At 74.5% G+C, this 26,002-nt stretch carries 21 protein-coding genes; 14 read left to right on the top strand and 7 right to left on the bottom strand.

Features of this window, described 5'->3' with window-relative positions:
* Nucleotides 1–58 precede the first annotated feature (58 nt).
* Nucleotides 59–700, bottom strand: a complete 642-nt coding sequence (locus tag BGK67_RS04365; RefSeq protein WP_069918649.1) for a DUF2231 domain-containing protein — start codon at nucleotides 698–700, stop codon at nucleotides 59–61.
* 465 nt (nucleotides 701–1,165) lie between these two features.
* On the opposite strand from BGK67_RS04365, the gene BGK67_RS38700 reads away from it, so the two are divergent.
* The 4 genes from BGK67_RS38700 to BGK67_RS04355 all read left to right on the top strand — a co-directional run bounded on the left by BGK67_RS38700 (nucleotide 1,166) and on the right by BGK67_RS04355 (nucleotide 5,143).
* Nucleotides 1,166–1,333: a hypothetical protein gene (locus BGK67_RS38700; RefSeq protein ID WP_167739542.1), complete on the top strand. Its 168-nt coding sequence runs from the start codon at nucleotides 1,166–1,168 to the stop codon at nucleotides 1,331–1,333.
* Nucleotides 1,317–1,550 (top strand): CDGSH iron-sulfur domain-containing protein, encoded by a 234-nt coding sequence (locus BGK67_RS35955; RefSeq protein ID WP_244291142.1) that lies wholly within the window; start codon nucleotides 1,317–1,319, stop codon nucleotides 1,548–1,550. The genes BGK67_RS38700 and BGK67_RS35955 overlap by 17 nt, the downstream gene beginning before the upstream one ends.
* Nucleotides 1,551–2,089: 539 nt before the next feature.
* The gene (locus BGK67_RS04360; RefSeq protein ID WP_141754001.1) at nucleotides 2,090–2,665 is read left to right on the top strand and encodes a DUF5133 domain-containing protein; all 576 of its coding nucleotides are present in this window, start codon (nucleotides 2,090–2,092) and stop codon (nucleotides 2,663–2,665) included.
* Nucleotides 2,666–2,725: 60 nt separating this feature from the next.
* A complete protein-coding gene (locus BGK67_RS04355; protein ID WP_069918647.1) occupies nucleotides 2,726–5,143 on the top strand; it encodes a SpoIIE family protein phosphatase in 2,418 nt (805 codons plus the stop codon).
* Nucleotides 5,144–5,719: 576 nt separating this feature from the next.
* Here BGK67_RS04355 and BGK67_RS04350 read toward each other — a convergent pair.
* The gene (locus tag BGK67_RS04350) at nucleotides 5,720–6,703 is read right to left on the bottom strand and encodes an aldo/keto reductase (RefSeq protein WP_069918646.1); all 984 of its coding nucleotides are present in this window, start codon (nucleotides 6,701–6,703) and stop codon (nucleotides 5,720–5,722) included.
* Between the two features lie 97 nt (nucleotides 6,704–6,800).
* On the opposite strand from BGK67_RS04350, the gene BGK67_RS04345 reads away from it, so the two are divergent.
* Both BGK67_RS04345 and BGK67_RS04340 read left to right on the top strand, forming a co-directional pair.
* Nucleotides 6,801–7,376, top strand: coding sequence for a TetR/AcrR family transcriptional regulator (locus BGK67_RS04345; protein ID WP_069918645.1), 576 nt, complete (start codon nucleotides 6,801–6,803; stop codon nucleotides 7,374–7,376).
* 288 nt (nucleotides 7,377–7,664) lie between these two features.
* Nucleotides 7,665–8,204: a SixA phosphatase family protein gene (locus BGK67_RS04340; protein WP_069918644.1), complete on the top strand. Its 540-nt coding sequence runs from the start codon at nucleotides 7,665–7,667 to the stop codon at nucleotides 8,202–8,204.
* 28 nt (nucleotides 8,205–8,232) lie between these two features.
* On the opposite strand, the gene BGK67_RS04335 is transcribed toward BGK67_RS04340, so the two are convergent.
* Entirely contained in the window at nucleotides 8,233–8,526 is a 294-nt protein-coding gene (locus BGK67_RS04335) for a transglycosylase family protein (protein WP_432215421.1), read from the bottom strand.
* 254 nt (nucleotides 8,527–8,780) lie between these two features.
* The gene (locus BGK67_RS04330) at nucleotides 8,781–9,263 is read right to left on the bottom strand and encodes a lamin tail domain-containing protein (protein WP_069918643.1); all 483 of its coding nucleotides are present in this window, start codon (nucleotides 9,261–9,263) and stop codon (nucleotides 8,781–8,783) included.
* 462 nt (nucleotides 9,264–9,725) lie between these two features.
* On the opposite strand from BGK67_RS04330, the gene BGK67_RS04325 reads away from it, so the two are divergent.
* The 3 genes from BGK67_RS04325 (at nucleotide 9,726) to BGK67_RS04315 (ending at nucleotide 15,837) form a co-directional block, all read left to right on the top strand.
* Complete coding sequence (locus tag BGK67_RS04325; protein WP_244291141.1) at nucleotides 9,726–10,703, top strand: hypothetical protein; 978 nt, start codon at nucleotides 9,726–9,728, stop codon at nucleotides 10,701–10,703.
* Between the two features lie 254 nt (nucleotides 10,704–10,957).
* The gene (locus tag BGK67_RS04320) at nucleotides 10,958–12,820 is read left to right on the top strand and encodes an HSP90 family protein (RefSeq protein WP_069918641.1); all 1,863 of its coding nucleotides are present in this window, start codon (nucleotides 10,958–10,960) and stop codon (nucleotides 12,818–12,820) included.
* Nucleotides 12,820–15,837, top strand: a complete 3,018-nt coding sequence (locus BGK67_RS04315; RefSeq protein ID WP_069918640.1) for a tetratricopeptide repeat protein — start codon at nucleotides 12,820–12,822, stop codon at nucleotides 15,835–15,837. The genes BGK67_RS04320 and BGK67_RS04315 overlap by 1 nt, the downstream gene beginning before the upstream one ends.
* Nucleotides 15,838–15,888: 51 nt before the next feature.
* On the opposite strand, the gene BGK67_RS04310 is transcribed toward BGK67_RS04315, so the two are convergent.
* Both BGK67_RS04310 and BGK67_RS04305 read right to left on the bottom strand, forming a co-directional pair.
* Nucleotides 15,889–16,494, bottom strand: coding sequence for an NAD(P)H-dependent oxidoreductase (locus BGK67_RS04310; protein WP_069923621.1), 606 nt, complete (start codon nucleotides 16,492–16,494; stop codon nucleotides 15,889–15,891).
* Nucleotides 16,495–16,546: 52 nt separating this feature from the next.
* A complete protein-coding gene (locus BGK67_RS04305; RefSeq protein ID WP_069918639.1) occupies nucleotides 16,547–17,725 on the bottom strand; it encodes a winged helix DNA-binding domain-containing protein in 1,179 nt (392 codons plus the stop codon).
* On the opposite strand from BGK67_RS04305, the gene BGK67_RS04300 reads away from it, so the two are divergent.
* Entirely contained in the window at nucleotides 17,669–18,043 is a 375-nt protein-coding gene (locus tag BGK67_RS04300) for a hypothetical protein (RefSeq protein WP_347878448.1), read from the top strand. The two genes, BGK67_RS04305 and BGK67_RS04300, sit on opposite strands and share 57 nt — an antisense overlap.
* Here BGK67_RS04300 and BGK67_RS04295 read toward each other — a convergent pair.
* Nucleotides 18,012–19,211: a serine hydrolase domain-containing protein gene (locus BGK67_RS04295; protein ID WP_079154004.1), complete on the bottom strand. Its 1,200-nt coding sequence runs from the start codon at nucleotides 19,209–19,211 to the stop codon at nucleotides 18,012–18,014. The two genes, BGK67_RS04300 and BGK67_RS04295, sit on opposite strands and share 32 nt — an antisense overlap.
* Before the next feature lie 267 nt (nucleotides 19,212–19,478).
* Between BGK67_RS04295 and lanKC the strand changes: the two genes are divergently transcribed.
* The 4 genes from lanKC (at nucleotide 19,479) to BGK67_RS04275 (ending at nucleotide 25,990) form a co-directional block, all read left to right on the top strand.
* Nucleotides 19,479–22,115, top strand: coding sequence for a class III lanthionine synthetase LanKC (gene lanKC, locus BGK67_RS04290; protein WP_069918638.1), 2,637 nt, complete (start codon nucleotides 19,479–19,481; stop codon nucleotides 22,113–22,115).
* The gene (locus BGK67_RS04285) at nucleotides 22,112–22,246 is read left to right on the top strand and encodes a SapB/AmfS family lanthipeptide (RefSeq protein ID WP_069918637.1); all 135 of its coding nucleotides are present in this window, start codon (nucleotides 22,112–22,114) and stop codon (nucleotides 22,244–22,246) included. Before lanKC ends, BGK67_RS04285 begins: the two co-directional genes overlap by 4 nt.
* Before the next feature lie 67 nt (nucleotides 22,247–22,313).
* On the top strand, nucleotides 22,314–24,137 hold the full coding sequence (locus BGK67_RS04280; RefSeq protein ID WP_069918636.1) for an ATP-binding cassette domain-containing protein: 1,824 nt from the start codon (nucleotides 22,314–22,316) through the stop codon (nucleotides 24,135–24,137).
* Complete coding sequence (locus BGK67_RS04275) at nucleotides 24,134–25,990, top strand: ABC transporter ATP-binding protein (RefSeq protein WP_347878399.1); 1,857 nt, start codon at nucleotides 24,134–24,136, stop codon at nucleotides 25,988–25,990. The genes BGK67_RS04280 and BGK67_RS04275 overlap by 4 nt, the downstream gene beginning before the upstream one ends.
* The last annotated feature ends 12 nt before the right edge of the window (nucleotides 25,991–26,002 follow it).

The raw sequence follows: 26,002 nt of genomic DNA, 5'->3' as shown, positions 1-26,002 counted from the left end.
GCACGGCCTTCGCCGACGGCCACCCCGCACTGCTCGACAAGCGTCTGTTGACCCGCTTCTACCGTTCCTCCACGCTGGCCGGCCCGCAGGCCGGGAACGGCTGGGCCCCGCCGGGCGTTTCCAGCCCTGCCGCGGGATGGCCTCCGACGGCCCGCCGATAGGCCACGTGGCCGCCCAGCGCCCCGCCGGCGCCGACCGCCGCCAGCCCGGCCCACGACCACAACCTGCCCTTCACGGGGTGACCGCGCAGCCGGGCCGTCAGCGACACCGCGTAGCAGCCGACCGCCACCGTGTTCGACGCGGCGTGGACCAAGCCGACCCGGGCCTCCTCGGGCGGCAGGTCGGCCCAGTCCACCCAGCCCGCGATCGCGGCCGGAGCCACCCCCGCCAGCCCGACGGCGGTCAGGGTCGTGGCCGCCGGCCGCGACCCCGGTACGAGGTCCACCACCGCGGCCGAAAGCCAGCACCCGATCGGCACGTGCACCAGCAGGGGATGGAGGGGATGCCCGATCGGCCGGCCCCGCAGCACGCCCCGGGCGCGACCCAGCGGGAGCGACCGGATCGCCCGCTGGAGAACCCGGACGGCCGGATCGACCGCCGTGCTCCGCTCGATCCGGCCCAGGGCCGTCAGCCACCACGCCGACGCGGTGTCCAGGACCGGGGTGTCCTGGGTGGGAGTGTCCAGAGTGTTTGCCTTCATCCCGTGGGCCTACCCGGCATCCGCTTCCGTCCCACGCCGCTGTCGGCCGAATGGGATACGGGAGCAGGCGAGGGACGCCCCGAACCGGTTCGGCCCTCGACGCCGGTGGCCGTATGGGCACTCCCCTCGGCTTTGACTCGGCGACTCGGCCACGGCGAGCAGCGTCACCCGCGCCTGCGCCCTGTAGGCGTCCCCTCCCGCCGCACGTCCGGACGAGGCCGCGCCCCACGCGCCCAGCACCATGAGTGCGGCGCTCCACGCAGGGACCGAGCATGGACGGCAACCGTGCGCCGCCGCGTCCGCTGGGTTGCCCGGGTAGGAGGCCGTCTGCGGACAGCGCCGTCCGTGCGCACCGCTGTACGGCGGCAGGGGTAGACCGCCAGGGTTCGGGTAGCCGCCCCTCACGGCGAGCCACCGGGCCCCTTGCTCCGCGGAGCACCGGGCGCGGTCGAACGGGAGGTACGCATGCCGGCCAGCGCTGCCGCGACCACGAGAGCCATCCCGCCCGGACTGCGGGTCCCGCCCGGCGCCCACCGGTCCCAGGCGGACACCGGGCCGCCGGCCGAGGCGTTCGAGCGGCGCGAGGGCGACACGTGGGAAGGGCTGGTGATCGTCCGTGCCGAATCGCGATAACGGAACCGGGGGATCCGCGGCCGCGCCGACCGTCTGCGCCGCCGCCCGGCGCGTAGCGGTGGACCCGGAGGGTCCCGTCCTGGTCGAAGGTCCGGTGGAGGTCGTCCTGGACGACGGGACGGTGGCCCGCTCCGACCGCTTCATGGTCGCCCTGTGCACCTGCCGCCGCAGCCGTGCCTACCCCTGGTGCGACACCAGCCACCGCCCACGCGAATAGCCCGGCCCCGAGGACAGAAGGCCGACGTCCCGGCCCTCGCCCTCCCGGTCCCGCCCCGGCCTGCCTGTCCGGTCCCTGGCCTGCTGACCCGCCCCCGGCCTCAGGCTCCGGCCCGCGGCTTCCGGCTCCGCCCCGGCCTAAGAGGCTCCCGGTCCGGCCTTTGCCCCCCGGCTGGGCCCTTGGCTCCCGCCCTAGCCCGAGGCTTCCGGTCCCGCCCCGGTCGAGGGAGCCTCCCGCCCGGCCCGTGGCCTCCCGGCCAGCCCCGGCCGAGGGGCGGGGTCTGCCTCCGAGGCAGGGTGGAGGCGCTGCGCGCCGGTCCGCCGCTCGCGTGACGCGGCCGTCGTAGGCGAGGGTGCTACCGGGGCTTCGGGGCGTTGCCCTGCCCGCGCCCCGTCAATCTCGGGCACGCGGGCATCCCGCCCGGGGCTGAGCCGGGAAGAGACCGACGGCGCGTCCGCTCCGCGCGCACGCGCCCGCCTGCTACACAGTCCTCCACCCCCGGATCCTCCGGTCCCGGGACCGTCGCGGAGGTACCAACGGTGACCAGCACAGATTCCGGCCGGCCGGGCCCGGCACCAGCCCCGGCAGACCCGTCGGCAGACCCCTCGGCGGGGCCCCTCGCCGACCACGCCGCGGACTCCCCCGACGTGGGTCGGGCGACGGGGACCCTCATGGCGCTGCTGCCCTGCGACAGCCGCGGCGCCCGACGGGTCCTGGCGGAGGCCGCCGCCCTCGCGGGCCTCACCCTGGCGGAGACCGCCCTGGCGGTGACCGCGGTCCTGCGCGATGACGCGCCCCGGCCGCCGGCCGTCGTGGAGTCGGCCGTGCGGACCGCGATCGACCGGGCTCTGACCGCCGCCCGCGCACCGAGCGCCGTCCTGCTGCCGAACCCGTACGTCCTGCACCGGCACCTGGCCCGCTTCCGGGACCTGCGCCGGCGTACCTTCGCCAACGCGGACGACCCCGGCCTGCGCGCCCGGTACGACGACGCCGCCTACACGCTGTGCGTCCTGCTCGGCCACCGCAGTGTCCACCACGCCCTGACCGCCGCCGAGCACCTGATCGCCGCCCACCGGCTCACCGGCCCCGCGCCCGCCGCCCGCCCGGACAGCTGACACCCCCGAGGGGGCCGCACGGGCATCACCCGGCAGGCCCGGACGTGTCATGCTCAAAAGATGACGGGCGATCCCGCACCCGCCGACGGCTCGGTCGGCCCCGAGGTGCTTGCCCTCGCCAGGGTGGTGTCCAGGCTGCGCGCCGAGCTCCAGGAATTGGAGGGCGCGGCGTCGATGACGTCGGTCCTGGAGCGGGCCAAGGGCGTGCTGATGGGCAGGGAGAACGTCTCCGCGGAGACGGCCGCCCTGCTGTTGCACGAACGCGCGGCCCAGGGCGAGCGGACCTTGATGGAGGAGTGCTGGTACACCCTGGCGGCCGTCGGGGCGGCCGCGGAACCGTCCCCCGAGGGAGCCCGTACCTCCCTGTCGCCCGAACTGCCCGTCTCACCCTTCACCACGGCCCGCTACGTCCTGGGCAGCAGCCGCGCATACGAGGGCCCGGGCGGGCCGCTTGCCCGGCTCGCCGAGGGCCTGGCCAGGGCCGGTACGCCGGACGACGTCGCGGCGCTGCTCGTGGAGGTGCTCGCGGAACCGGGCCGCGTCGATGCCGTCATGATCTACACCGAGGCCGTCGCCGGAAGCCTGGCACTGGCGGGGCACGCCGGGATCTCCCAGGCCCTGGCCGAGCAGTGGTGCCACATCCCGCCGCTCAGCGGAGTCGCCGCGCTGGACGCGGTCGCCGGGCGGCAGGCGCTGTGGCTGGAGGAGCCGGGGCAGGACGCCACCCGCTACCTGCTCATGGGGGATCCGCCCGGACGGTGGCCCTCGCGTGCCTGGCTCCCGGTGCCGGGCGACGAGCCCGCGGCCACGGTCGTCGGATTCCTCCGTACGCATCGAGGGCCTTTCGACGCGGCGACGCGGAAGCTGCTGCGCCGAGCCGTCAGACTGTGCGCCGGCGCCCTGCGGGCGAGGGGGGCGGCCCGCGCTCCCGGATCGGCCCAGGAGCACGTGGGAGAGGTACAGCGGATCTTCGACGCCCTGTCCGGACCCGCGACCCTGCTCACCCCCATCCGCACGGAGAGCGGGGAGGTGGAGGACTTCCGGATCGACGCTGCCGCCCCCCAGTCGCTCGACGTGGCCGGACGCCGCGGCAAGGAGCTGGTCGGCCGGTCGGTCCTGGAGACCTATCCGACCGTCGCGGGCACCGCGCTGTGGGACGGCTACCTGGCCACGCTGGCGACCGGCGCGGTCTACGAGGGCGAGCCCTTCGTGTACGAGGAGGTGACCGGCGGCGCTCCGCGGCGTTCCACGTACTCCGTACGGGCATCCAGGCTGGGCGACCGCCTGATCGTCTCGTGGGTCCGCCACGACACCGACGAGCGGGAGAGCCGCCGGCTCGCCGACATGCAGCGGCTGGGCAACCTCGGCTCCGCCGGGTGGAACCTGGTGACGGACACGGTCGTGTGGTCCGAGCAGGTGTACGCCGTCTTCGATCGCGATCCCGCCCTCGGGCCCATGAGGTTGGAGGAGCTGCCGCGGCACGTCCTCCCCGAGGACCTGCCGAAGCTGGGCGTGGCGGTCCGGCGGCTGCTGGAGGACGGCGAGGCCATCGACCAGGGATTCCGCATCACGACGGAGGACGGGCTGCGGCACGTGCGCATCGTCGCCGAGGCCCAGACCGACGCGGACGGCACTCCGTTCGAAGTGCACGGCTTCTTCCAGGACGTGACCGCCCTGCGGGACGCCGAACTCGCCCTGCTCGCGAGTGAGCGCGCCGTCCTCGTGCAGAGCGGCATGCTCCAGGCCGAGCGCACCCTCGCCGCCCGGCTCCAGCACACCCTCCTGCCCGTACCCGAGCAGTCCCTGGAGCTCGCCGGCCTGCGCGTCGACGTCGCCTACCTGCCCGCCGACAGGGGGCTGAACGTGGGCGGCGACTGGTACAGCGCCATCGGACTCCCGGACGACAGCGCCCTGTTCGTCGTCGGCGACGTGGCCGGTCACGGCCTGGCCGCGGTAGGGACCATGGCCCAGCTGCGGTTCACCGCCAAGGGCATGGCCATCACGGGCTCGGCCCTGCCGGACGTCCTGGACCGGCTCAACCGGCTCCTGCTCCACACCGCCCACGACTCCGGCGTGACGACCGCGACCATGATGATGGGCCGGTACGGCCCCCGGGACCACCGCCTGACGTGGGTGCGGGCAGGGCACCTGCCCCCGCTGCTGATCCGGGGCGGGGAGGCGAGGTACCTCGAGCAGCCCGAGGGCAATCTGCTCGGCGCCGCCTTCGCCTCGGCCTACGCGCAGGCCGAACTGCGCCTCCAGCCCGGCGACCATCTCCTCCTCTACACCGACGGCCTCGTCGAGGAGCCGGGGGAGGACATCGAATCGGGTCTGGCCGGGCTCGCGGTCACGGCTCGGCGGCTGATCGAGGAGGGCCGGGGGGACCTTCTCGCGCGCACCCTGGCCGCCCGGAGGCCGGGGCGCCGCGACGACATCTGCGTCGTGCACGTGCACCTGCCGGGCGATTCCCGTCGCTGAACCGGGGGCCCCGGGTCCGTTCGCAGACGGAGGTTCGGCCGCAGGAGAGCGGGCAGGCGCGGGGGTGAGCAGGCCCTCCGCGAAAGGCCGGACGCACCATGACGAGAACCGCGTACGCGCCCACGGGCGAGCGAAGGCACGCGCCCACGGGCGACCGAGAGCAGACCTTCCCCGGCGATCCGCACACGCCCCGGCCGGTCCCGATGCCCGTTCCCGGACCGGACCCGGTGCCGGAGCCCCCGCCGACACCTCCACCGCGGTAGTGCCGGCGCCCCCACGTTCCCGACCGAAGAGGACAGCCATGGGTACCCCTCCCAACGATCCCGTTCCGCCCAGTCCCACCCCGGCCCCGGGCCCCGGTCCCGGTCCGCAGCCAGGACCGCTGCCCGGCCCCGTCCCGCCTCCGGGCGGGCCCGACCCCGTGCCCCCGGCCCCGCCGCAGCCCGAGCCCGACCCCCGGCCGGCGCCTGCCCCGCAGCCCGATCCGCACCCGCAGCCGGGCCCGCTGCCGGGGCCCGTACCGCCACCGGAGCCCGTCACCTAGGCTCACGCCTGGGCGGCTGACCGGCCGGCCGGTCAGCCGCCCAGCGACTTCATCAGCTCGGGGGCGTACCGGTCGCCGGAGGCCACGCCGTGCGGGGCCACGGCATCGATGGCGGCCAGGTCCGCGTCGCTGATCGTCACGGCGGTGGCGGCGACGTTCTCCTCCAGGTAACGGCGGCGCTTGGTGCCCGGGATGGGCACCGCGCCCTGCCGCAGGGTCCACGCCAGCGCGAGCTGCGAGGGCGTGACCCCCTTGTCCGCGGCGAGGCGCCGCACCTGGTCGACCACGGCCAGGTTGCGGTGGAAGTTCTCGCCCTGGAAGCGGGGGTCGGTACGGCGGAAGTCGTCGGCGGCGAAGTCGTCCGGGCTGGTGACGGCCCCGGAGAGGAACCCCCGGCCGAGCGGGGAGTAGGCGACGAGCCCGATGCCCAGGTCGCGCAGGGTGTCGAGGACGCCGTCGTGCTCGATGCCGCGCTCGAAGAGGCTGTACTCGGTCTGCACGGCGGTCAGCGGGTGCACGGCGTGCGCACGGGCGATGGTGGCGGGCGAGACCTCGCACAGTCCGATGTGGCGGACCTTCCCGGCGGCGACGAGCTCCGCCAGGGCGCCCACGCTCTCCTCGACGGGCACGCCCGGGTCGATCCGGTGCAGGTAGTAGAGGTCGACGTGGTCCGTGCCCAGGTGGCGCAGGGAGCGGTCGAGCGAGTGGCGGATGTACTCCGGGGTCGCGTTGTGGCCGAGGAAGGCGCCCTCGTCCGTGAACTCCACGCCGGTCTTGGTGGCGATCACGGCGGCTTCCCGGCGGCCGGCCAGGGCCTTGCCGAGCAGCTGTTCGTTGTGGAAGGGGCCGTAGCCCTCGGCGGTGTCGAGGAGGGTGACGCCGAGCTCCAGGGCCCGGTCGATCGTGGCGAGCGATTCCGTCTCGTCCGTGGCGCCGTAGTGGGCGCTCATGCCCATCAGGCCGAGTCCCTCGGCGCCGACCTTCAGTCCCTGACCGCCCAGTGTGCGGATGTCCATCGTGATCTCCCGGTAAGTAACTAACTGGATAGATAGAGCATGCGGCGGGTGTGGGCCGCTTGTCAATAACCAGATAGTTACTTGCTAGGCTCGGGGCATGGCACGGGATTCCAGCGCGACCAAGGCGCGTCTGCTCGACGCGGCCTTCTCCGAGTTCGCGACGCACGGCATCGCCGGCGCGCGGGTCGACCGCATCGCCGAGGCGGCACAGGCGAACAAGCGGCTCATCTACGTGTACTACGGCAACAAGGAACAGCTCTTCGACGCCGTGCTCCAGCGGGCGCTGGAGACGGGCTCGGAATCCGTGCCGTTCGATCCCGACGACCTGCCCGGCTACGCGGGCGCCGTCTTCGACCACCTCATCGAGCGGCCGTCCCTGATGCGTCTGGTGCTCTGGAAGCAGCTGGAGCGTCCGGAGACGACTGGCACGGAGGCGGCGTCGTACGCGGGCAAGATCGCGGCGGTGCGGCAGGCGCAGGAGGCGGGCCGGATCGACGCCGGGATGGACGCCGGCGACGTGCTGACGCTGGTGATGGCCCTGTCGCAGGCGTGGTTCGGTGCGGTGGGCGCTCCGGCGGATGGTGAGACGGACAACGGCTGGGCAGCCGAGGGGATCGCCCGCCACCGCGCGGCGGTGGTGGAATCCGTACGCCGGATCACGGCCCCGGCCTGATCGGCAGCACTCCCCTCCCGCGGAGCCGCGCGAACAGCCGCCTTTGGGAAGCACGGTCGTGAACCGCACCCGCCGACACCCCGGAGCGGGCCAAGGACGCGGCGGCCCGCCCCGGCCGCGTCCCTGGCCCGCGGCCGGGGGCGCTCGGGCCCCGGCCCCCGGCGGGGGAGACGACGGGGAAGGGCCCGAGCGGCTGGTGCGGACCTCCGTCCCGGCGCTCGCACGTGCGTACGTCAGGTGGCGGCCGCACCATGGCCTTGTACCAGCCCCGCGGCGAAGGAGACGACCATGCCCGTGGAACCCGCGGCCCGCGCAGGTGGAGACGGTCGCCGACTGCTGCTGGTCCGGCACGCGAAGGCCGTGCCCAAGGGGCAGACGGAGGACTTCGACCGCGCCCTGAGCGACCGTGGCCGCAGGAACGCCCCGGGGGCGGGGCGCTGGCTGGCCGAGTCCGGGTACAGCGCCGACCTGGCCCTGTGCTCCCCGTCGCGCAGGACGCGGCAGACCTGGGAGCTCATGCTCCCCGCCCTGACGAGTCCGCCCCCGACGGTGTACGACGACCGGCTCTACAACGCGACTCCGAGCACCCTGGTCGAGGTGCTCGCCGCGCGGGGCGGGAACCTCGGCGGTGTCCTCCTGGTCGGCCACAACTCCGGCATCCACGAGCTGGCCACGGCCCTGTGCGGAAGCGGCCCGGCGGAGCTGCTGGAACGGCTCCGGGAGGGGTTTCCCACCTCGGGCGTCGTCGTGGTGGACCTCCCGGACCGGTGGGACGGCCTCGCGCCGGGCCACGGCAGTCTGGTGGCCCTCTGGTCCCCGCCGCGCTGACGGGGCAGGCGCGAGGCCGGTGGGCTTGCTATCTGCGGGCGCAGGTCCAAGCGCCCATGCCCTGCAGCGCGGCAAGCCGCTTGGCGGTGGCGATCTGCTCCGACTTCGTGGCCAGGTCGGCCCGGGCGGCGTACTTCCGGCCGCCCGCGGCCTTCCAGCTCGACCGGCTGAACTGGAGTCCGCCGTAGTGCCCGTTGCCCGTGTTGGCGCGCCAGTCGCCACCGGACTCGCACTGGGCGATCGCGTCCCAGTCGACGCGGGGCTTCCAGGGCGCGGCCGCATCGGCAAGGGGGGCGGTCAGTATCGCCTGGGACAGGAACACGGCACACAGCAGTGCCGTAAGAGTGCTTCCGGTTCGCCGGCTGTGGTGGAAACGAAACATGCAGTGCCTTTCGTCGTCCGGCAGACCGGCCCACAGGTCCGGGCCGGTCCCGCCTACGGCCGTCGGGCCGTGTGCGCAGCACGACACGGCCCCTTGCCGCTCCCGGCGGCGTGCCACGGCGACTCGCCGCGGCGGCACGCCGTACGGGAGCGGGGGCGGCTCACCTGCGTGGCTGCCGCGGGTGAGGGGGCCGGCTACTGGCGGCGGTTGTCGTGGTGACCGCGCCGGCCCCACGACTCGGTGTCGACGACGCGACCGCGGTCGTCGCGGAGGGTGGCGGTGTCCCGCTCGTCCCAGATCTGGTGGCGGCGGTCCTGGTAGACGTCGCGGCGGGTGTTGTTCCCGTAGCCGGTGTGGACCCTGACGCTGGAACGGCCGTCGAGACGGAAGCCCTGGAAGCGGTAGCGGTTGCCGTCGCTGTCGGTGAGGGTGAAGCCGCGCAGGTCCACGGAGTGCCGGCCGGTGTTCTCCACCTCGACCCATTCGCGGTTCAGGGCGCGGTTGTCGCGGCCGCGGGTGTCGTGCTGTACCTCGCCGATGACGATCGAGGAGTGCCGGCCCCGGTGGTCGCGCCGGTCGTCGTCGTGGGCGGCGGCCGGGAGGGCGGCCGCGCCGACCAGCGTGCCGGCGGCCAGGACCGCGGCGAGAAGGCGGCGGGTGGCGGGAGAAGCGGACATGGAGACGACTCCTTCGGAAAGTCAGCCCGGTCCGGCGTGATGCGGGCCGGCCCGGGTTTCGTGCGGTTTCCGGCGTCCTGCCGGCGAGCCACACTCTGGCCCCATCCGCTTTCAAACGCCACAACTCAGGACTCGTGTTGCTCAATGCGGACATGTCAGTAACTCTCCCGTGTAAGGGGCATATGTCAATGCCGTGTTGACGGAGATTCGCGCGGGGGGCGCGGCCGACGGGTGCAATATCGAGACAGGGGGGTTTCGGCCATCGGGCCCGGCCGTGCGCGTCGGTCTGCGGGGTGTGCTCCGAATGGGTCCGGGGCTCTGTAACAGCTGCTCCCACCGCCCGTTCGCATGGGGATGCGCAACGCCAATGGGTGTGCGATTTTCGGTCACGCGTGATAGTCACTACCTTCACGAGGGGGTGATCCATTGCCTCCCCGTTCGGACTCGGCAAGGGGTGGGGACATGGCGTTGCTCCGTCAATGGGGGCTCACGCTGGGGAAGTGGGCAGGCCGGCCCGTCGCACGCGTGCAGGAGGACTCCGGAGACCCCGGTGTGCGGCGCGTGCGGGACGCCGCCTCGGCGGGGGACTGGGCCACGGTTCGGGAGGTGCTCGAAGCGCGTCCCGAGAGCGAGGACCGGACCGAACTGCTGTGGGCCGTCGGTGAGACCGCGGGCGTGGAGCGCTGGATCGCCGGAGTCCTCGAAGCGGAACCCGAGGCGCCGCTGCCCCGGCTCGTGGCCGGTATCCGCCACATCGGCTGGGCGTGGGAAGCGCGCACCGGCGCCCGGGCGAAGGATGTCTCCCGCGAGCAGTTCGAGGTCTTCCACGCACGGCTGCACACGGCCGAGCAGTGGCTGTACGAGGTGGCGGAGCGCGAACCGCGGTGGAGCTCACCCTGGTACGGCCTCCAGATCACCGGCCGCGGACTGGAGGTCGGCCAGGCCACGGCGCGACGCCGGTTCGAGGCCACCGTGCGCCGCGACCCGCACCACCTGGGAGCCCACCAGCAGCAGTTGCAGCAGGTGTGCGACAAATGGGGTGGATCGCATGAGGAGATGCACGCCTTCGCCCGTACGTCCGCGTTCGGCGCACCTGGCGGCACGCTCCTGGGCCAGCTCGTCGCGGTCGCGCACCTGGAGGAGTGGCTCTCCCTGGACGCGGGCGCGGACGCCGCGTACATGCACCGGCCCGAGGTGGCGCAATCCCTCCGGGAGGCGGCCGCCCACTCGTTCCGGCACCCGGAGTTCGTCCGGAGCGGAGCATGGATCCAGGTCCTCAACACCTTCGCCATGGCCTTCTCCCTGGCCGGGGACCGGGACGCCGCGCGGGAGTGCTTCCAGGCGACCGAGGGCCGCGTCACCAAGTTCCCCTGGTACTACATGAACGGATCCGACCCCGCCGCGGCCTACCGGAAGCAGCGTTCGTCGACCGGACGCTGAGCCGGGATCACCCACGCGGGGCGGGCGGCCGGCCGCGCCACCGCCTCCCTCGGCGGCAGCCGCCGGTCCGACGCCGGGCGCCCGGCCGAGGCCGTGCGCGCCGGGTACTGCTCCCGAGCCGCCCGCGTCCTTGCGCGTCCGCCCTCCGGCAGGCACCGGTCCGACCGTTCCCCGTCGTACCCCGTACCCCTCCCGTCAGCCTTCCCGCCGACGCCGCCCGCGGCGCCGGCGCGCCCACCGAAAGACTGTGCCAGGTGCCCCACTCCGAAACCGCCCACACCTTCCAGGTCGACTTGCGCGGCCTGGTCGACCTGCTCTCCCACCACCTGTACTCGAGCCCCCGCGTCTACCTGCGCGAGCTCCTGCAGAACGCCGTCGACGCCATCACCGCACGTCAGGCGGCCGATCCCGGTGCGCCCGCCGGCATCACGGTACGCACCGGTGACACCCTCACCGTCACGGACACCGGCGTCGGTCTGACCGAAGCCGACGTGCACCGGTTCCTCGCCACCATCGGCCGCAGCTCCAAGCGGACCGCGGACGGCATCCTGGACGGCGCCGGACTCGACGCCGCCCGCGGGGAGTTCATCGGCCAGTTCGGCATCGGACTGCTCGCCTGCTTCGTCGTCGCCGACGAGATCACGGTGCTCAGCCGGTCCGCGGCCGACCCGTCGGCGCCCGCCGTCGAATGGCGCGGCCACTCCGACGGCCGCTACACCATCCGCACCCTGCCCGTCTCGGCCCACCCCGAGCCGGGCACCACCGTGCGGCTCACCCCCCGCGCCGACAACGCCGAGTGGACGAAGCCGGAGCAGGTCGTGTCCCTGGCCCGGCACTACGGCGGTCTCCTGCGGCACGAGGTCACCGTCGTCGGACCGCGGGGCGAGACCCACCGGATCAACGACACGCCCCCGTGGGAGCAGACCCACCGCTCCCCCCTGGCCCGCCGCGAGGCGCTGACCGCCTACTGCCGCCGGCTCTTCGACTTCACCCCGCTCGACACCATCGAGCTCGACCTCCCCGCCGCCGGACTGCGCGGCGTCGCCTACGTCCTGCCCACGGCCGTGAGCCCGGCCCAGCGCGCGGGACACCGTGTGCACCTCAAGGGCATGCTGCTCACCGACCAGGCGCCCGAACTCCTCCCCGAATGGGCCTTCTTCGTGCGCTGCGTGGTCGACACCACCAGCCTGCGGCCGACCGCCTCCCGGGAGGCGCTGTACGAGGACGGCACCCTGTCCGCCGTACGGGACGCCCTCGGCGAGCGCATCCGCGACTGGCTCACCGGCCTCGCCGCCAGCGACCCGTCCCTGCTGCACCGCTTCATCGACACGCACCACCTCGCGGTCAAGGCCCTCGCCCGCTACGACGACGAGCTGCTGCGCATCGTGCTGCCGTGGCTGCCGTTCGAGACCACCGACGGCAACGTCACGCTGGAGGAGTTCGCCCGGGCGCACCCCACCCTCCTGGTCGCGCGCAGCGTCGAGGAGTTCCGCCAGGTCGCCCCCATCGCCTCCGCCGCCGGCCTCGGCGTCGTCAACGGCGGGTACACGTACGACCGCGACCTCGTGCACCGGTTGCCGGAGATACGCCCCGGCACGAGCGTCACCGACCTCGACCCGGCCACCGTCACCGCGCACCTCGACGCCGTCGACCCGGCCGCCGAACTGCGCGCGGCGGCCTTCCTCGCCGTGGCCCGGGAGACGATCGGCGTCCACGACTGCGACGTCGTCCTGCGCGACTTCCAGCCCCTCACCGCTCCCGCGCTGCTGCTCGACAACCGCGAGGCACGCCACGAGCGGACCCGGTCGAGCCTCGCCGCCGACAGCGACGGCCTGTGGGCCGACATCCTCGGCTCCCTGCGCCACGAGACCCCGCGCGCCCAGCTCGTCCTGAACCACCTCAACCCGCTGGTCCGCCAGGCGATCACGATCACCGAGCGCGGACTGGCCGTCACGACCGCCGAGGCCCTCTACGGCCAGGCCCTGCTGCTCAGCCGGCGCCCGCTCCGGGCCGGCGAGAGCGCCCTGCTCAACCGGGCCTTCATCGGCCTGCTCACCCATGCCATGCACCACCCCGGCACGGGGGCGCCCGGCTCCGACCCCCGGAAGGAACTGTAATGCTGGACACCCCCGAGGCCGTGGTCGAAGCGCTCCGCGAGAACCACGACCGCCCCCACGGCCTGCAGCGCACCATCACCGCCGAGGAACTCGTCGAGGCGGCCGAGCCCTTCGACAAGCCCGACGTCCTCATCACGGCCCTGCTGGAGCTGATGACGTCCTACGAGTTCACCGGCGAACACCGCAAGTCGCCCGTCGTCTTCGCCCGGCTCCTCAAGCTGTGGGAGACCGCTCCCGAATCCTTCAGCCAGTGGGAGGCCCACCAGGTCTTCTGGCGCTTCAAGTGGGTGACCACCTCCCTGCTGCAGGTGCCGGAAGTGCCCCTGGCCGCCATCGGCGGATGGATCGACCAGATGCGCACCCGCTACGAGGCGGCCGACCACGGCATGCAGCCCGTGGCGGCGATGCGCTACCACGTCGCGTCCCACACCGGGGCCGGCGTCGCCGAGGCCTACGACCTCTGGGCCACCCGCCCCCGTACCGAGCTGAGCGATTGCGAAGCCTGCGAGACCCGCCACCTGGCCTGGCACCAGGTGAGCTCGGGCGACGACGCCGGGGCGCTCGACATCTGGCGGCCGGTCCTCGACGGAGCCCTGGGCTGCAGCGAGGAACCGCAGATGAGCCAGGCACGCGCCCTGCTGCCCCTGCTGCGCGCCGGCCGTACGGACGACGCACGCTCCCACCACCTGACCGGCTACCGGCGGGTCCGGGGCAACACCGGCATGCAGGACGAGGTCGGCCTGCACCTCGAATTCTGCGCCCTCTCCCGCAACGAGGGCCGGGGACTGGAGATCCTCGCGGAGAACCGCCCCCTCTTCGAGGCGGCCGGCGCCCCCCTGGCCCGCCTGCACTTCCTCACCGGCGTCGAGGTGCTGCTCGCCCGCCTCGTCGAGGACGGCAACGCCGACACCGCCGTCGCGGGCCCGCCCGGCCGGAACTGGAACGCCGGCGAACTCCTCGCCCACGTGCGGACCGAGGCTGACCGGCTCACCACCGCCTTCGACGCCCGCAACGCCACCACGGCCGTCGGAGACCACCGCCGGGCCCGCCTCGCGCGGCGCCCGCTGCTCGACCGGCCGCTCCCGCTCGGACTGCGGCCGTCCGTCACCCTGACCCCGGCCGCGGGCAGCACGGCGGCGGCCGGCCCCGCGCCCGCCGCCCGGGCGGAGGTGCCCGACGACTTCGTGTCCCTGGTGCGCGAGGCACGCCGCATGGCGGCCGCCGGCCACCCCGGCGAGACCAGGCTCTGGACCCGCATCGCGGAACGTCTGGCCGAGGGCACCGGCCCGCACGACGACCGGCTCGGCCCGGAGGACCTCCTGCACGCGGAGCTGGCCGCGCACCGCGCGTACCGGCTCGCCAAGGAGGAGCGCGTACCGGAGAGCGGCGCCGAACTGGAGCGGGCCGCCGCACTGTACGAGGGGCTCGGGATGCCCTGGCACGCCCTCGCCGCACGCACCCGCGCCCTCGCGTGGGCCTCCTCCGACCTGGAGACCGACGGCGAGGCCGCGCACGAAGACCCGGTGGCGGACCAGGGTGGCCAGGTGCCGGACGCCGCCGCGATCCGGGCCGGCCTCGACGAGGCCCTGCGCGAAGCGGAACGGCTCCAGGCCGAGTTCCCCCTCACGGACGGGGACTTGGGCGAGGGCGAGGCGGACTCCGCGGCCGACGGGCCGGCGGAGCGGGTACGGGAATACCTCAGCGTGCTGTTCTCCTGCACCTTCGCCGCCTACCGGGAGGCCCTGCGCCAACCGCCGGAGGCCACGGGCCCCGTCATAGAGAGGTTCGAGCGGCACGCCGAGAGGCTGCGCGCCGAGGCCGAGCGCCTGTCCGTACCCCACCAGGCGGCCAACGCGCGGCAGCTCGCCTCTGATCTGGCCGGCCGCCGCGGTGACACGGTGCGCGCCGAGGAGGAGCTGCGCGCCGCCCTGAAGGACGTGGACGCCTCCGCACGGCCCTGGCGCGGTTCGCGCCCGCGCGCCATGCTCGCCCAGATCCTGCTCTGCAAGGACGAGCCGGCGGAGGCGGTGGAGCTCCTGCACCGGGCGCTGTCCGACGCGACCCGCTACGACGACGCGGACTTCGCCCTGGCCCCGACGTACGCCCTGCTCGGCCACGCGGCCACGCACCTCGGGGACTCCGGCGGCGCCGTGCGCCACCTCTCGGAGGCGGCCGCGCGGTTCGACCAGGACGGCGAGCACGAGCAGGCCGCCGACGTGCGGCTGCAGCTCGCCGATGTCCTGGCGCGCAGCGGACAGCAGGCCGACGCCGTCGCCGTGCTGGAATCCGTCCTGTCCGACGAGGCGGCCGCCGCGTTCGACGGACGCATGCTCGCCCAGGCCCGGTTGACCCTGGCGCGCGGACTGCGGGAGCTGGGCGAGTACCTGCCCGCGGCCGAGGAGTTCCTGAGGCTGGCGGACACCGTCGCCGGATGGGAGGACGACCGCGCGGTCCACACCCTGGTGGCGGCGGAGGCGGCCTCCGTGCTGGCGATGGCCGACCGCTGGGACGCGGCGGGCACGGCGTACGAGCGCGCCGTCGCCTCGCACGCCGAGGCACCCAACCCGGCCTTGATCGTGCACATGATGTGCGAGTTCGCGCGGCTCACCATGGAGGCCCGGGGGGCCGAGGGCCTCGACACGGCGCTGGACCACCTCGCGCAGGCCGACGGGGTCCGGGCCGCGGTGCCGGAAGACGCCGAGGACTTCACCCCGTGGCACGCGCGGGGAACCGTGCACTACCGCCGGGCCCGCGTCCTGGCGCAGGCCGACCGCTTCCCGGAGGCACTCGCCGAGGCGGAGGCGGCCGTCGCGGCCCACGAGAACGGCGGGGAGCACGGGGAGGTGCCGCGCGCCGAAGCGGTCCGCATCGCCGCCCTGATCGAGGGGAACGGCCTCGGCCGGCTCAAGGAGGCCATCGCCCGGCTGACGGCGGCAGCGGCGCGCTGCCGCGCGGCGGACCTGCCCGAGGCGGCCCACATCCTCGACGCACTGCGGCAGGACTACCTGTCCCGCTAGCAGGCCCCGGCCCCTGCCCGGCGGACGGCAGGGGCCGGGACCCGCAGCGCTTCAGGCCAGGAGCGCGGCCGCCTCCCGGCGCGCCTGGTCCAGCCAGTCGGCGCGTTGCGCGTCGGAGGAGTCGGCGACGGTGCGGAAGACGACGCGGCGCACATCGGCGACCCCGACGTAGGGCAGGACGCACGCGGACCAAATCCGGTCCAGCGGGTCGCCGAACTCGGTCTCCTCCCGGTCGGCGGGGGTGTCGGAGGTGTTCAGCACCAGGGCGCGGCCCGCCCTGAGCAGTCCGGCGGGCTCGCCCTGCGCCGAGCCCAGCTTGTAGGCGACGCCGGGCACGAGGACGCGCTGCACCCAGCCCGTCAGGACCGCCGGCGGCATGCCCCACCAGTTCGGGTGGACGAACACGAGGCCGTCCAGGGTGGCCACTTCCGCCCGGTGCAGCGCGACCTGGTCGTCGCGGGCGCCTGCCGCCGGGTCGACGGTGCCCGTCTCCTCGGCGGACAGCAGCGGTGCGAACCCCTCGGCGCAGAGGTCGTGCGCCATCACCTCGGATCCCCGCGCGCGCAGTTCCTCCACGACTGCCTCGAACACCGCGTGGTTGAAGCTTCCGGGCCGCGGGTGCGCGAGGTACACCCCTGTACGGATCTGTGGCGTCATGGACATGATCGTATGGGGCGGTCGAGGTCCCGGCGAGCTCTGTCCCTCGCGGTCAGGCGTGAGGTCCCACGGCGACCTCGCCGAGGGTGAGTTCGGCGGCTGCCTCGAGGATCGCGCCCGTACGCTCCGCCTGTTCCGCCAGCGCGCGGCGGTGGGCCGCGCCCAGCCGGCCCAGCGGCTCCACGGTGAGCGCGACGCGGCGGCCCGAGCGGCGCTGGTGCCACACCCCGGCGACCACACCGTCGACCAGCAGGACGGGGCGGTTGCCGGCCTGGCCGCGGGACAGGGCGCGGGCGGCCGCGGCGCCGGGGAAGAGCTCCTCCCGGGGACGCCCGGCGATGACGTACGCGTCGAAGTAGGGCAGCAGCCGCACCCCGCGCGCGGGTTCGTCGGGGAAGGCGGTGTCACCGGCGGCGAGCCAGGCCCGGCCGGACATGAACGGCGCCTCCTCGATGCGCCCCTGCTCGGCGAGGGAGGCGAAGAGCGCGGCGGCCCACCCCTTGGGGGCGGCGAGCCAGGAGGCGAAATCGTGGGCGGTGGCCGGTCCGTAGGCGTGCAGGTAGCGGGTCACCAGCTCGCGCAGCGACCGGGTGGGGGAGGCAGGGGCCGAGCCGGGGTTGGTGTAGGTGACCTTGCGCCCGCGGTCCTGGCCGAACGCCAGCACGCCGCGGTGGGCGGCGGTGTGCGTGATCTGCCGCCAGCGAGGCCACATGGTCTGGAACGCGGGCAGGACCGGGTCCGCCGCCCACGAGCCGGTCCGCGCCACGATCGCCTCGGTCAGCTCGTCCACCGTCAGCTCGGCGCCGCTCAGCGCGTCGCCGATCGCGGCGACCACCTCGTCCGTCTGGGCGGCGGTCATCCCGGCCTCGGGCCCGAGCGCGCCGGCGCGCTCGGGCAGCGCGCCGAGGGCGCCGGTCCACCAGGACAGGTCCCGGGCCGGCAGCAGGTGGATGGTGCCGCGCGGCCCGAAGGTCTTCACCAGCGTCGGCCGCGGCCCCCGGCCCGACCCGGGCCCGCCGGTCAGCGCGTCGCGCACGGCCGTACGGGTCGCTCCGTCCAGGCGCAGGGCGAGGGAGAGCTCCGCCGCGGACGCCACCTGGGCGTGCGCGCCGAGCATCCGCCCGGCGACGTCGGCGGGCGAGGTGTCGCCCGCCGGGAAGGGGGTGAGGAGCCCCTGCCGGTCCATCCGGCGGGCGCTCGCGGCGGTCCAGGACACCGGGATCGTCTGCATGCCTCCACGCTACGGCCCACCGGGAGGCATGCCGCGACCGGCTTCGACAGCCGCCCCATCGCGCCCTTCGAGCTGTACGTGCAGGCCGGCCGCGACGAACGGCTGCGCGCCGCGGCCGCCGAGTGCTTCGCCGCCTACGACCTGCTCGCGACCCGGATCCCCACCCAGCTCGGCGTACCGGACCCCGAGCGGCTGGCCGGCGCGGCCGTGGCCCCGGTCTTCGGGCAGCAGCTGCGCCAGGCCACCGGCGCCCCCGCCGAGGACCCCGTCGCCACCCTGCTGGTCCTCACGAAGTTCGCTCCGGCGCAGACCCCGTAGCCGCCGCGGGGCAGTACTCGGCCTCCATGATGCTCTGCGGGGATCCCGTGCTCCAGTCCCCGTTGCGGTTGTAGGCCAGCTGGTGGCGGCCGTCCTCGGTGGAGACGGCCAGGGAGGTCGACCCGACCATGCCCCCGCCGTGCCCCCAGAGCGTGGTGCCGCAGCTCGTCCGGAACCGGGCGAGGCCGAGCCCGTAGGCCATGTCGGGGTGTTCGGCGGAGGAGACCGTGGTCTTCATGGCCCGCAACTGCTTCGGCGAGAGCAGCTCGCCGCCCAACAGGGCGTTGTAGAAACGGTTCAGGTCACCCGCGGTCGAGATGATGTCGCCGTCGGCCCAGCCCTGCGAGCCGTTCATCTCCGTGACGTCGTCGATCCGGTCGGGCGCCGACGCGAACAGCTTGGAGTAGTGGCGGCTGCCGGGGCGGGGCACGTGGATGCTGTTGCCGGGGTTGGAAGTGGCCCTCAGCCCCAGCGGTTTGATGATGCGGTCGCGGACCTCGGCCTCGTACGTCCGCCCGCCGGCCTTCTCGATGATCAGCCCGGCCAGGACGTAGTTGGTGTTGGAGTACGAGAACCGCTCACCGGGCTTGAACAGCGGCTCGTGGGAGAGGGCCACCTTCACGTGCTTCTCGGGCGGCACGGTGTCGTAGCGGTGCTTCAGGTAGCCCTCGCCGAAGATGTACGTCTCGAGGTACTCCTCGTCGGCCAGGTAGTCGAAGAGGCCGGAGGTGTGGTTCAGGAGCCGGCGTACGGTGATCTCGCGTCCGTCGTTGCCGTTGCCCCGCACCAGGCCCGGGAGATGGTCCTCCACCCGGTCGTCGAGGCTCAGTTTGCCCTCCTCCTCCATCTGGAGCAGGACGGTCGCGACGAACGACTTGGTGATGCTGCCGACCCGGAACCGGTCGTTCACGCCGCGCGGGGCCCCGGTCGTGAGATCGCCGACACCCGACGCCGCCTTCCAGACGCCCTTGGCGTCGCGCGCCTGGGCCGTGATGCCGGGGATACCGGCCTTGACCTCCGCGTCCATCGCGCGCCGGGTCGCCTCGTGCCCGGCCCTCGCGGGACCGGTGTCCGAGGCGGCCTGGGCGGGGGCCGAGAAGGCGGTGGCCGCCATCGCGGCCGCCGCCAGACCCACCAGGCCGGCCCGTGCGGTCTTCCGTAACGTCATGCCGTGCTCCTCGTCGTGCTCGGAACTCCGTGGTCCGCGTGCGGTTCACGCGGACCAGCGGGAGCCCTCTCCCCACAAGACCGCGAACGGCCGGCGGATGGTTGAGCGTCCGGTGGCAAGCGGCGAGCCGCGCCGCCGCGGCCCTGCCCGGCCTGCGAGGCCTTCGTGACTCATGAGTACTGCACACCACACCGGTGACAGCCGGGACTGTCGCCGCCTGCGCCCGGCGTGACACGGTCAAGTCAGCCACCGACCGAGGGAGCAGGTGTGAACAAGGGGTACGCCGCCTTCTGCGACGCCGACCGCTGGTTCTACGACGCGCCGTACCGGCGGGCCGGCGAGAGCTACCCGGCCGCGCTCGCCCCCGTCCCGCCGGGGTGGCGCTCGCACCGCAGCGGCGACTGGCTCGCCCTGCGCCCCGACGGCATCGAACTTCCCGCCCAGGGCTGGAAGATCCACCTCTCGGCCACGCTCGACAACGCCGAATCGCTGCTGGCGGCGGTGTACGAGTACTGCACCGCCCGGCGCATCGCCTTCAAGTTCATACCGAGCCGGTACCTGCTGCACCTGCGCAACGCCAAGTACGCCGACCGCGCGGCGAGCGGCAAGTTCATCACCGTCTACCCGGCCGACGACCAGCAGTGCCGCCGGATCGCCGAGGACCTCGACGCCTCGCTGGGCGGGGCGGCCGGCCCGTACATCCTCAGCGATCTGCGCTGGGGGGCCGGACCGGTCCACCTGCGCTACGGCAGCTACACCCTGCGGCACTGCTACGACGAGACCGGCGAGCTGGTCCCGGCCATCGAGGCGCCCGACGGGCGGCTCGTACCGGACCCGCGCGGCCCGGTGTTCCAGCCGCCCGAGTGGCTCGAACTGCCCGACTTCGTGAAACCGCACCTCGAAGCGCGCTCCGCGGTCACCCTGACCGAGATCCCCTTCACGGTGGAGCGGGCGCTGCACTTCTCCAACGGCGGCGGCGTGTACGTCGGCAAGGACACCCGCACCGGCGAGAGCGTCGTCCTCAAGGAAGCCCGGCCCCACGCGGGCCTCGCGGCCGACGGCGCCGACGCCGTGACCCGGCTGCACCGCGAACAGGCCGCGCTGGAGCGGTTGGCGGGCCTGGACTGCGTCCCCGCCGTCCGCGGCACGTTCACGGTCGGCGACCACCACTTCCTGGTGCTGCAACACCTCGCCGGCAAACCGCTCAACACCTACTTCGCCCGCCGCCACCCGCTGATCGAGGCCGACCCCGAGCCGGCCGAGCTCGCCTCCTACACCGAGTGGGCACTGAAGATCCACCAGCGGGTGACGGAAGCCGTGGACGCCGTGCACGCCCGGGGCGTGGTCTTCAACGACCTCCACCTCTTCAACATCATGGTGGCGGAGGACGAGACGGGCGAACCCTCCGTCGCGCTGCTCGACTTCGAAGCCGCCGCACACGTCGACGAGGGACTGCGGCAGACCGTGGCCAACCCGGCCTTCGTCGCCCCCGCCGAACGGCGCGGCTTCTCCGTCGACCGATACGCCCTCGCCTGCCTGCGGCTCGCCCTGTTCCTCCCGCTGACCAGCCTGCTCGTCCTGGACCGGGCCAAAGCCGTCCACCTGGCCGCCGTCGCCGCCGAGCAGTTCCCCGTACCGAGACGGTTCCTCGACGAGGCCGTCGAGGAGATCCTGTCCGGCATGCCGAAGGGCGCACCGGGCGACCGCCTCCCCGCACCGGCCGGACCGTACCTGCCCGTCGAGCCACGGCAATGGCCGGCCGCCCGTACGTCGATGACCGCGGCGCTCCGGGCGAGCGCCACCCCGGACCGCGAGGACCGCCTGGTCCCGGGCGACATCGCCCAGTTCGCCACCCCCGGGGGAGGCACCGGCTTCGCCTACGGCATCGCCGGAGTGCTCCACGCCCTCGCCGAGACCGGCGCCGAACCCTGGCCCGAGGCCGAGGAATGGCTGCTGGACCGGACCAGGGACACAGCCTCCGGCACTCCGCTCGGCTTCTACGACGGCCTGGCCGGCACGGCCTGGACGCTGCACCGGCTCGGCCACCGCGAACGTGCCCTCGCCCTCGCCGACCTGCTGCTGAGCCAGCCCTGGGAGAGCGCCGGCCCCGACCTGCACAGCGGCCTCGCCGGCATCGGCCTGGCCCTGGACGCACTCGGCACCGCGAGCGGCGAGAGCGGGCTGCACTCCGCGGCCCTGCGCTGCGCCGAACTGATCACCAGCCCCGAGCACCGGCCCACCCGCGCCGGCCTGCTGTACGGCAACTCCGGCCCCGCCCTGCTCCTCGTACGGCTGTACGAGCGCACCGGCGACAAGGAACTGCTGATCCAGGCCGCCCAGGCCCTGCACCGCGACCTCGACCGCTGCGTCACCAGCGCCTTCGGCACCCTCCAGGTGAACGAGGGCTGGCGCACCATGCCCTACCTCGGCGAGGGCAGCGTCGGCATCGGCATGGTGCTCGACGACTGGCTGGAGCACGGTCCCGACGAGCGCTTCGAGCAGGCCCGGCGCGAGATCGTACGGGCGGCGCAGGCGACCTTCTACGCCCAGCCCGGGCTGATGCGCGGAGCCGCCGGGATGATCCTGCACCTGGCCCGGACCACCACCCCGGGACCAGGCACCGAACCCGAGGCCATCGCCCGCCAGATCGACGCACTGGCCCGGCACGCCGTGCCGTACCAGGGGCATCTGGCCTTCCCCGGCGAGCAGATGATGCGGCTGTCCATGGACCTGTCCACGGGCACGGCCGGCGCTCTGCTCGCCCTCGGCAGCGCGGCGCCCGGCGGGCGCGCGCACCTGCCGTTCCTCCCGCCGCTGCGCGAGCGCGCGGCGGCCCCCAAGCCGGTCCCGTCCGGGGCCGTGACCCATCGCACCATCCAAGAGAAGAAGAGGAATCTGACATGACGCTTCTTGACCTGCAGTCGATGGAGACCCCGAAGGAAGAGGCCACCGAGGTCGCGATGACGGGCGGCGGAAGCCGGGCCAGCCTGCTGCTCTGCGGCGACAGCAGCCTGAGCCTCACGACCTGTAACTGACCAGGTCACCTCGGGCCCGGGCGGTTCACCGCCCGGGCCCGCACCACATCACGGGAGGCATCCGCCGATGAGGCCCACCGAAGCGGCGGTCGACGGAGCCGAGACGCAGGCCCTGGAACGGGGCGCCGACCGCGCGCTCGTGGCAGCTGCCCGGCACAGCGGCGGGCGCACGGCCGCCGTACTCGGATGCACGGTGGCGGCCGCCGCGGCAGCCCTCGCCGAACCGGCCGTCCTCGGCCACACCCTCGACCTCCTGCTCAGCGGATCCCCGTCCGGCCCCGCCTGGACGCTGCTGTGCGCCGCGGTCATCGCGGCCGAAGTGGCCCTGGACGCAGCCGCCGCACGGCTGACCGGCGAGGTCGACGGCCGTACCACCGCCCGACTGCGCAGGCTCGGGCTCGCCCGGCTGCTGCGGACCGCCCCGCACCACGCGGCCCGCCACGCGTCCGGGGAGACCGCGGCGCGGCTGACCGCACACGCCACCGAGGCCGGCAGGGTCCCGGCCGCCGCCGCGCACGCCGTCGCCGCCCTGCTCCCGCCGATCGGCGCGGTGGTCGCGCTCTTCCTCATCGACCTGTGGACGGCCCTCGCCTTCCTCGTGGGCGTTCCCCTCCTCGTACTGCTGCTGCGGGCCTTCGCCCGCGACACCCTCAACAGCGTCGCCCGCTACCAGCAGGTGCAGCTCGCGACCGCCGGGCGCCTCCTCGAAGCCCTGGCCGGGGCGCGCACCATCGCCGCCGCGGGCAGCGCCGACCGCGAACGCGCCAGGATCCTCGCCCAGTTGCCGGAGCTCGGCACCGAAGGCAGGCGCATGTGGCAGGTCTACGGCGGCACGACGGCCCGGTCCGCGGCCCTCATGCCGATGCTCCTGTACGCGGTCCTCGCGGTCGGCGGCATCCGCCTGTCGGCCGGGGCCATCGGGATCGGCGAACTGCTCGCCGCCGTACGGTACGCGGGCCTCGCGGCCGGAATCGGGGCCGTGACCGGCGGGCTGGCCGCCGTGGTCCGCGGCCGGGCCGCCGCCCGGCGGACCACCGCGCTGCTGGCCCTGCCCGTGTTCGGCCACGGCCGGAAGGAGCTGCCGGCAGATGGCCCGGGCGCCCTGGAACTGCGCGACGTCCGGGTGGTGCGCGAGGGATCGACGGTCCTGCACGACATCAGCCTGCTGATCCCCGGCGGCAGCACCGTGGCGGTGGTGGGCCGGTCCGGCGCCGGCAAGACACTGTTCGCGGCCGTCGCCGGCCGGCTCACCGATCCCGACGCCGGCCAGGTCCTGCTGGACGGCGTGCCCCTGCGGGAGGTGACCGCCGAAGCGCTGCGCCGCGAGGTGGGGTACGCCTTCGACCGGCCCGTGCTGCTCGGGGACACGGTCGGGGACGCGATCGCGTTCGGCGCGGACGCGGGCGCCGGCGCCGGTACGGGCCCCGCCGGCCCCGGCCCGGAAGCCGTCCGCGCCGCGGCCCGGGCCGCGGGCGCCGACCTGTTCGTGCGGCGGCTGCCCCACGGGTACGGCACGCGCCTGGCCGACGCTCCGATGTCCGGGGGCGAGGTCCAACGGCTCGGACTGGCCAGGGCGTTCCTCCGAGCGGGTCGGCTGCTCGTGCTGGACGACGCCACCTCCAGCCTCGACACCGTCACGGCCCGGCAGGTCGAGCGGGCGCTCGCCCACGAGATCCGGCCCGGCACCCGGATCGTGGTCGCGCACCGCCTTTCCTCCGCCGTCCGCGCCGACCTCGTCGTATGGCTCGAGGACGGGCGGGTGCGGGCGTCGGGCACGCATGACGAGCTGTGGCAGCGCGACCCCGGCTACCGGGCGGTGTTCGCCGCGGACGCGGAGGCGGGGGCCGAAGGCGCAGCGGTGCCGGAGGCGACGAGGGAGGCGGCGCGGTGACCCGGGACGGCAAGGGAGGCGGCGCCGTGACGCGGGAGGGGACGGTGACCGAGGGCGAGACCTGGCGGCGAGTGGCTCCCGAGGGCCGCCGGTTCCTGCGCGGCCGCAAGGGCGCCGCGGGAAGGCTGGCGGCATGGTCGCTGCTCGAGTCCGCGCACACCTTCCTCGGGGGCTACGGCGTGGCCCGCGCCCTCGACGACGGCTTCCTCGCGGGCCGCACCGCCACCGGTCTCGCCTGGCTGGCCGCGGCCGGCGCCGGCGCACTGCTCGGCGGATTCGCCCTGCGCGGTGTGTTCGCCGGACTCGCCGACCTCGTGGAGCCGCTGCGCGACGGCCTGGTGCGGCGGGCGGTACGGCAAGCACTGGACCGGGCCCTCGCCGATCCGGCCCGCGCACCCGACGCCGGCGCCGTGTCCCGGCTCACGCAGCAGACGGAAATGGCCCGGGACTCCTTCGCGGGGCTGGTCCTGACGACCCGGTCGTTCGTCTTCACCGCTGTCGGCGCCTTCGCGGGCATGGCAGCCCTGGCGCCCGTGCTGTTGCTGATCGTGCTGCCTCCGCTGCTGCTGGGCGTGGCCGCCTTCCTGGCCACGCTCCGCCCCATGGCCTGCGTGCAACGCCTGTCCCTGGACACCGACGAGGCGCTCGCGGACCGGGTCGGGGAGCTGGGGGAGGGGCTGCGCGACATCGCGGCCTGCGGAGGGCAGGATGCGGCGCAAGCCCGGGTGGAACCCCTGATCGCGGCCCAGGAGCGGCTGGCGCGCAGGCTCGGGCGCTGGGCGGCCCTGCGCACCTTGGCCCTGGGGACGGCGGGCCGGCTTCCGGTGGTCGCCCTGCTCGCCGCGACACCCTGGCTGCTCGCGCACGGGGTCACCGCCGGAACGCTGGCCGGCGGGCTCACGTACGTGGTCACGGCCTTGCTGCCCGCCCTCAACTCGCTGATGACAGCGCTAGGTTCGGCCGGAACTCGACTGCTGGTGGTCCTCGAACGCTTCTGCGATCCGGTGCCGCCGGCCCCGGACGGCCCCCGCCCGAAGACATCGCACCCGTCCGGCCACGCCGACGGGCAGACCGCCGCCGGGGCCGGGCTCCACGCTGGTCCGCGGACCGGCGCCGCGGCCGAGCTCCGGGGCGTCACCTTCGCCTACGGCCCCGGCGCGGCCCCCGTGCTCGACGGACTCGACCTGGTGGTGCGGCCGGGCGAGCACCTGGCCGTGGTCGGGCCGAGCGGCATCGGCAAGTCCACGCTCACCGCGCTGCTCGCGGGGATGCTGCCCCCCGACGCCGGGACGGTCCTGCTCGCCGGTGCGCCCGCCCGCCGGGAACCGGGTGCCACCGGACCGGACCCGCGGCGGACCCTGCTGCCGCAGCAGGCCTACGTGTTCACCGGCACCGTGCGGGAGAACCTGACCCACCTGTCCCCGCCGCCGGTCGGTGCTCCCGCACCCGGGGACGACCGGCTGGGGCGTGCCATCACCGCCCTGGGGCTGGAAGACCTGGTCGAGCGGCTGGGCGGCCTGGACGGCGAGGTGTCCCCCCGGCAGCTGTCCCGGGGCGAGAGCCAGCACCTCGCACTCGCCGCCGCCTACCTCTCGCCGGCTCCGCTGCTGCTGCTCGACGAGGCCACCTGCCACCTGGACCCGCGTACCGAGGAGCGTGTCGAACGGGTCCTCGCCGAACGTCCCGGCACCCTCGTCGTCGTGGCCCACCGGGTGTCGTCCGCGGCGCGCGCCGACCGGGTCCTCGTCCTCGACGGGACCCGCGCCGTGTGCGGTACGCATGCGGAACTCCCGGCCAGGTCGGCCCTGTACCGCGATCTTGTGGGGGAGTGGAACGGGACCGCGGACGAATGACGCGGTCCTCGC

The organism is Streptomyces subrutilus (genome assembly GCF_001746425.1).
Classification (GTDB): Bacteria; Actinomycetota; Actinomycetes; order Streptomycetales; family Streptomycetaceae; genus Streptomyces; species Streptomyces subrutilus_A.
Note: the sequence above shows the minus strand (reverse complement) of the source record. Positions and strands in the feature narration are given on the sequence as shown.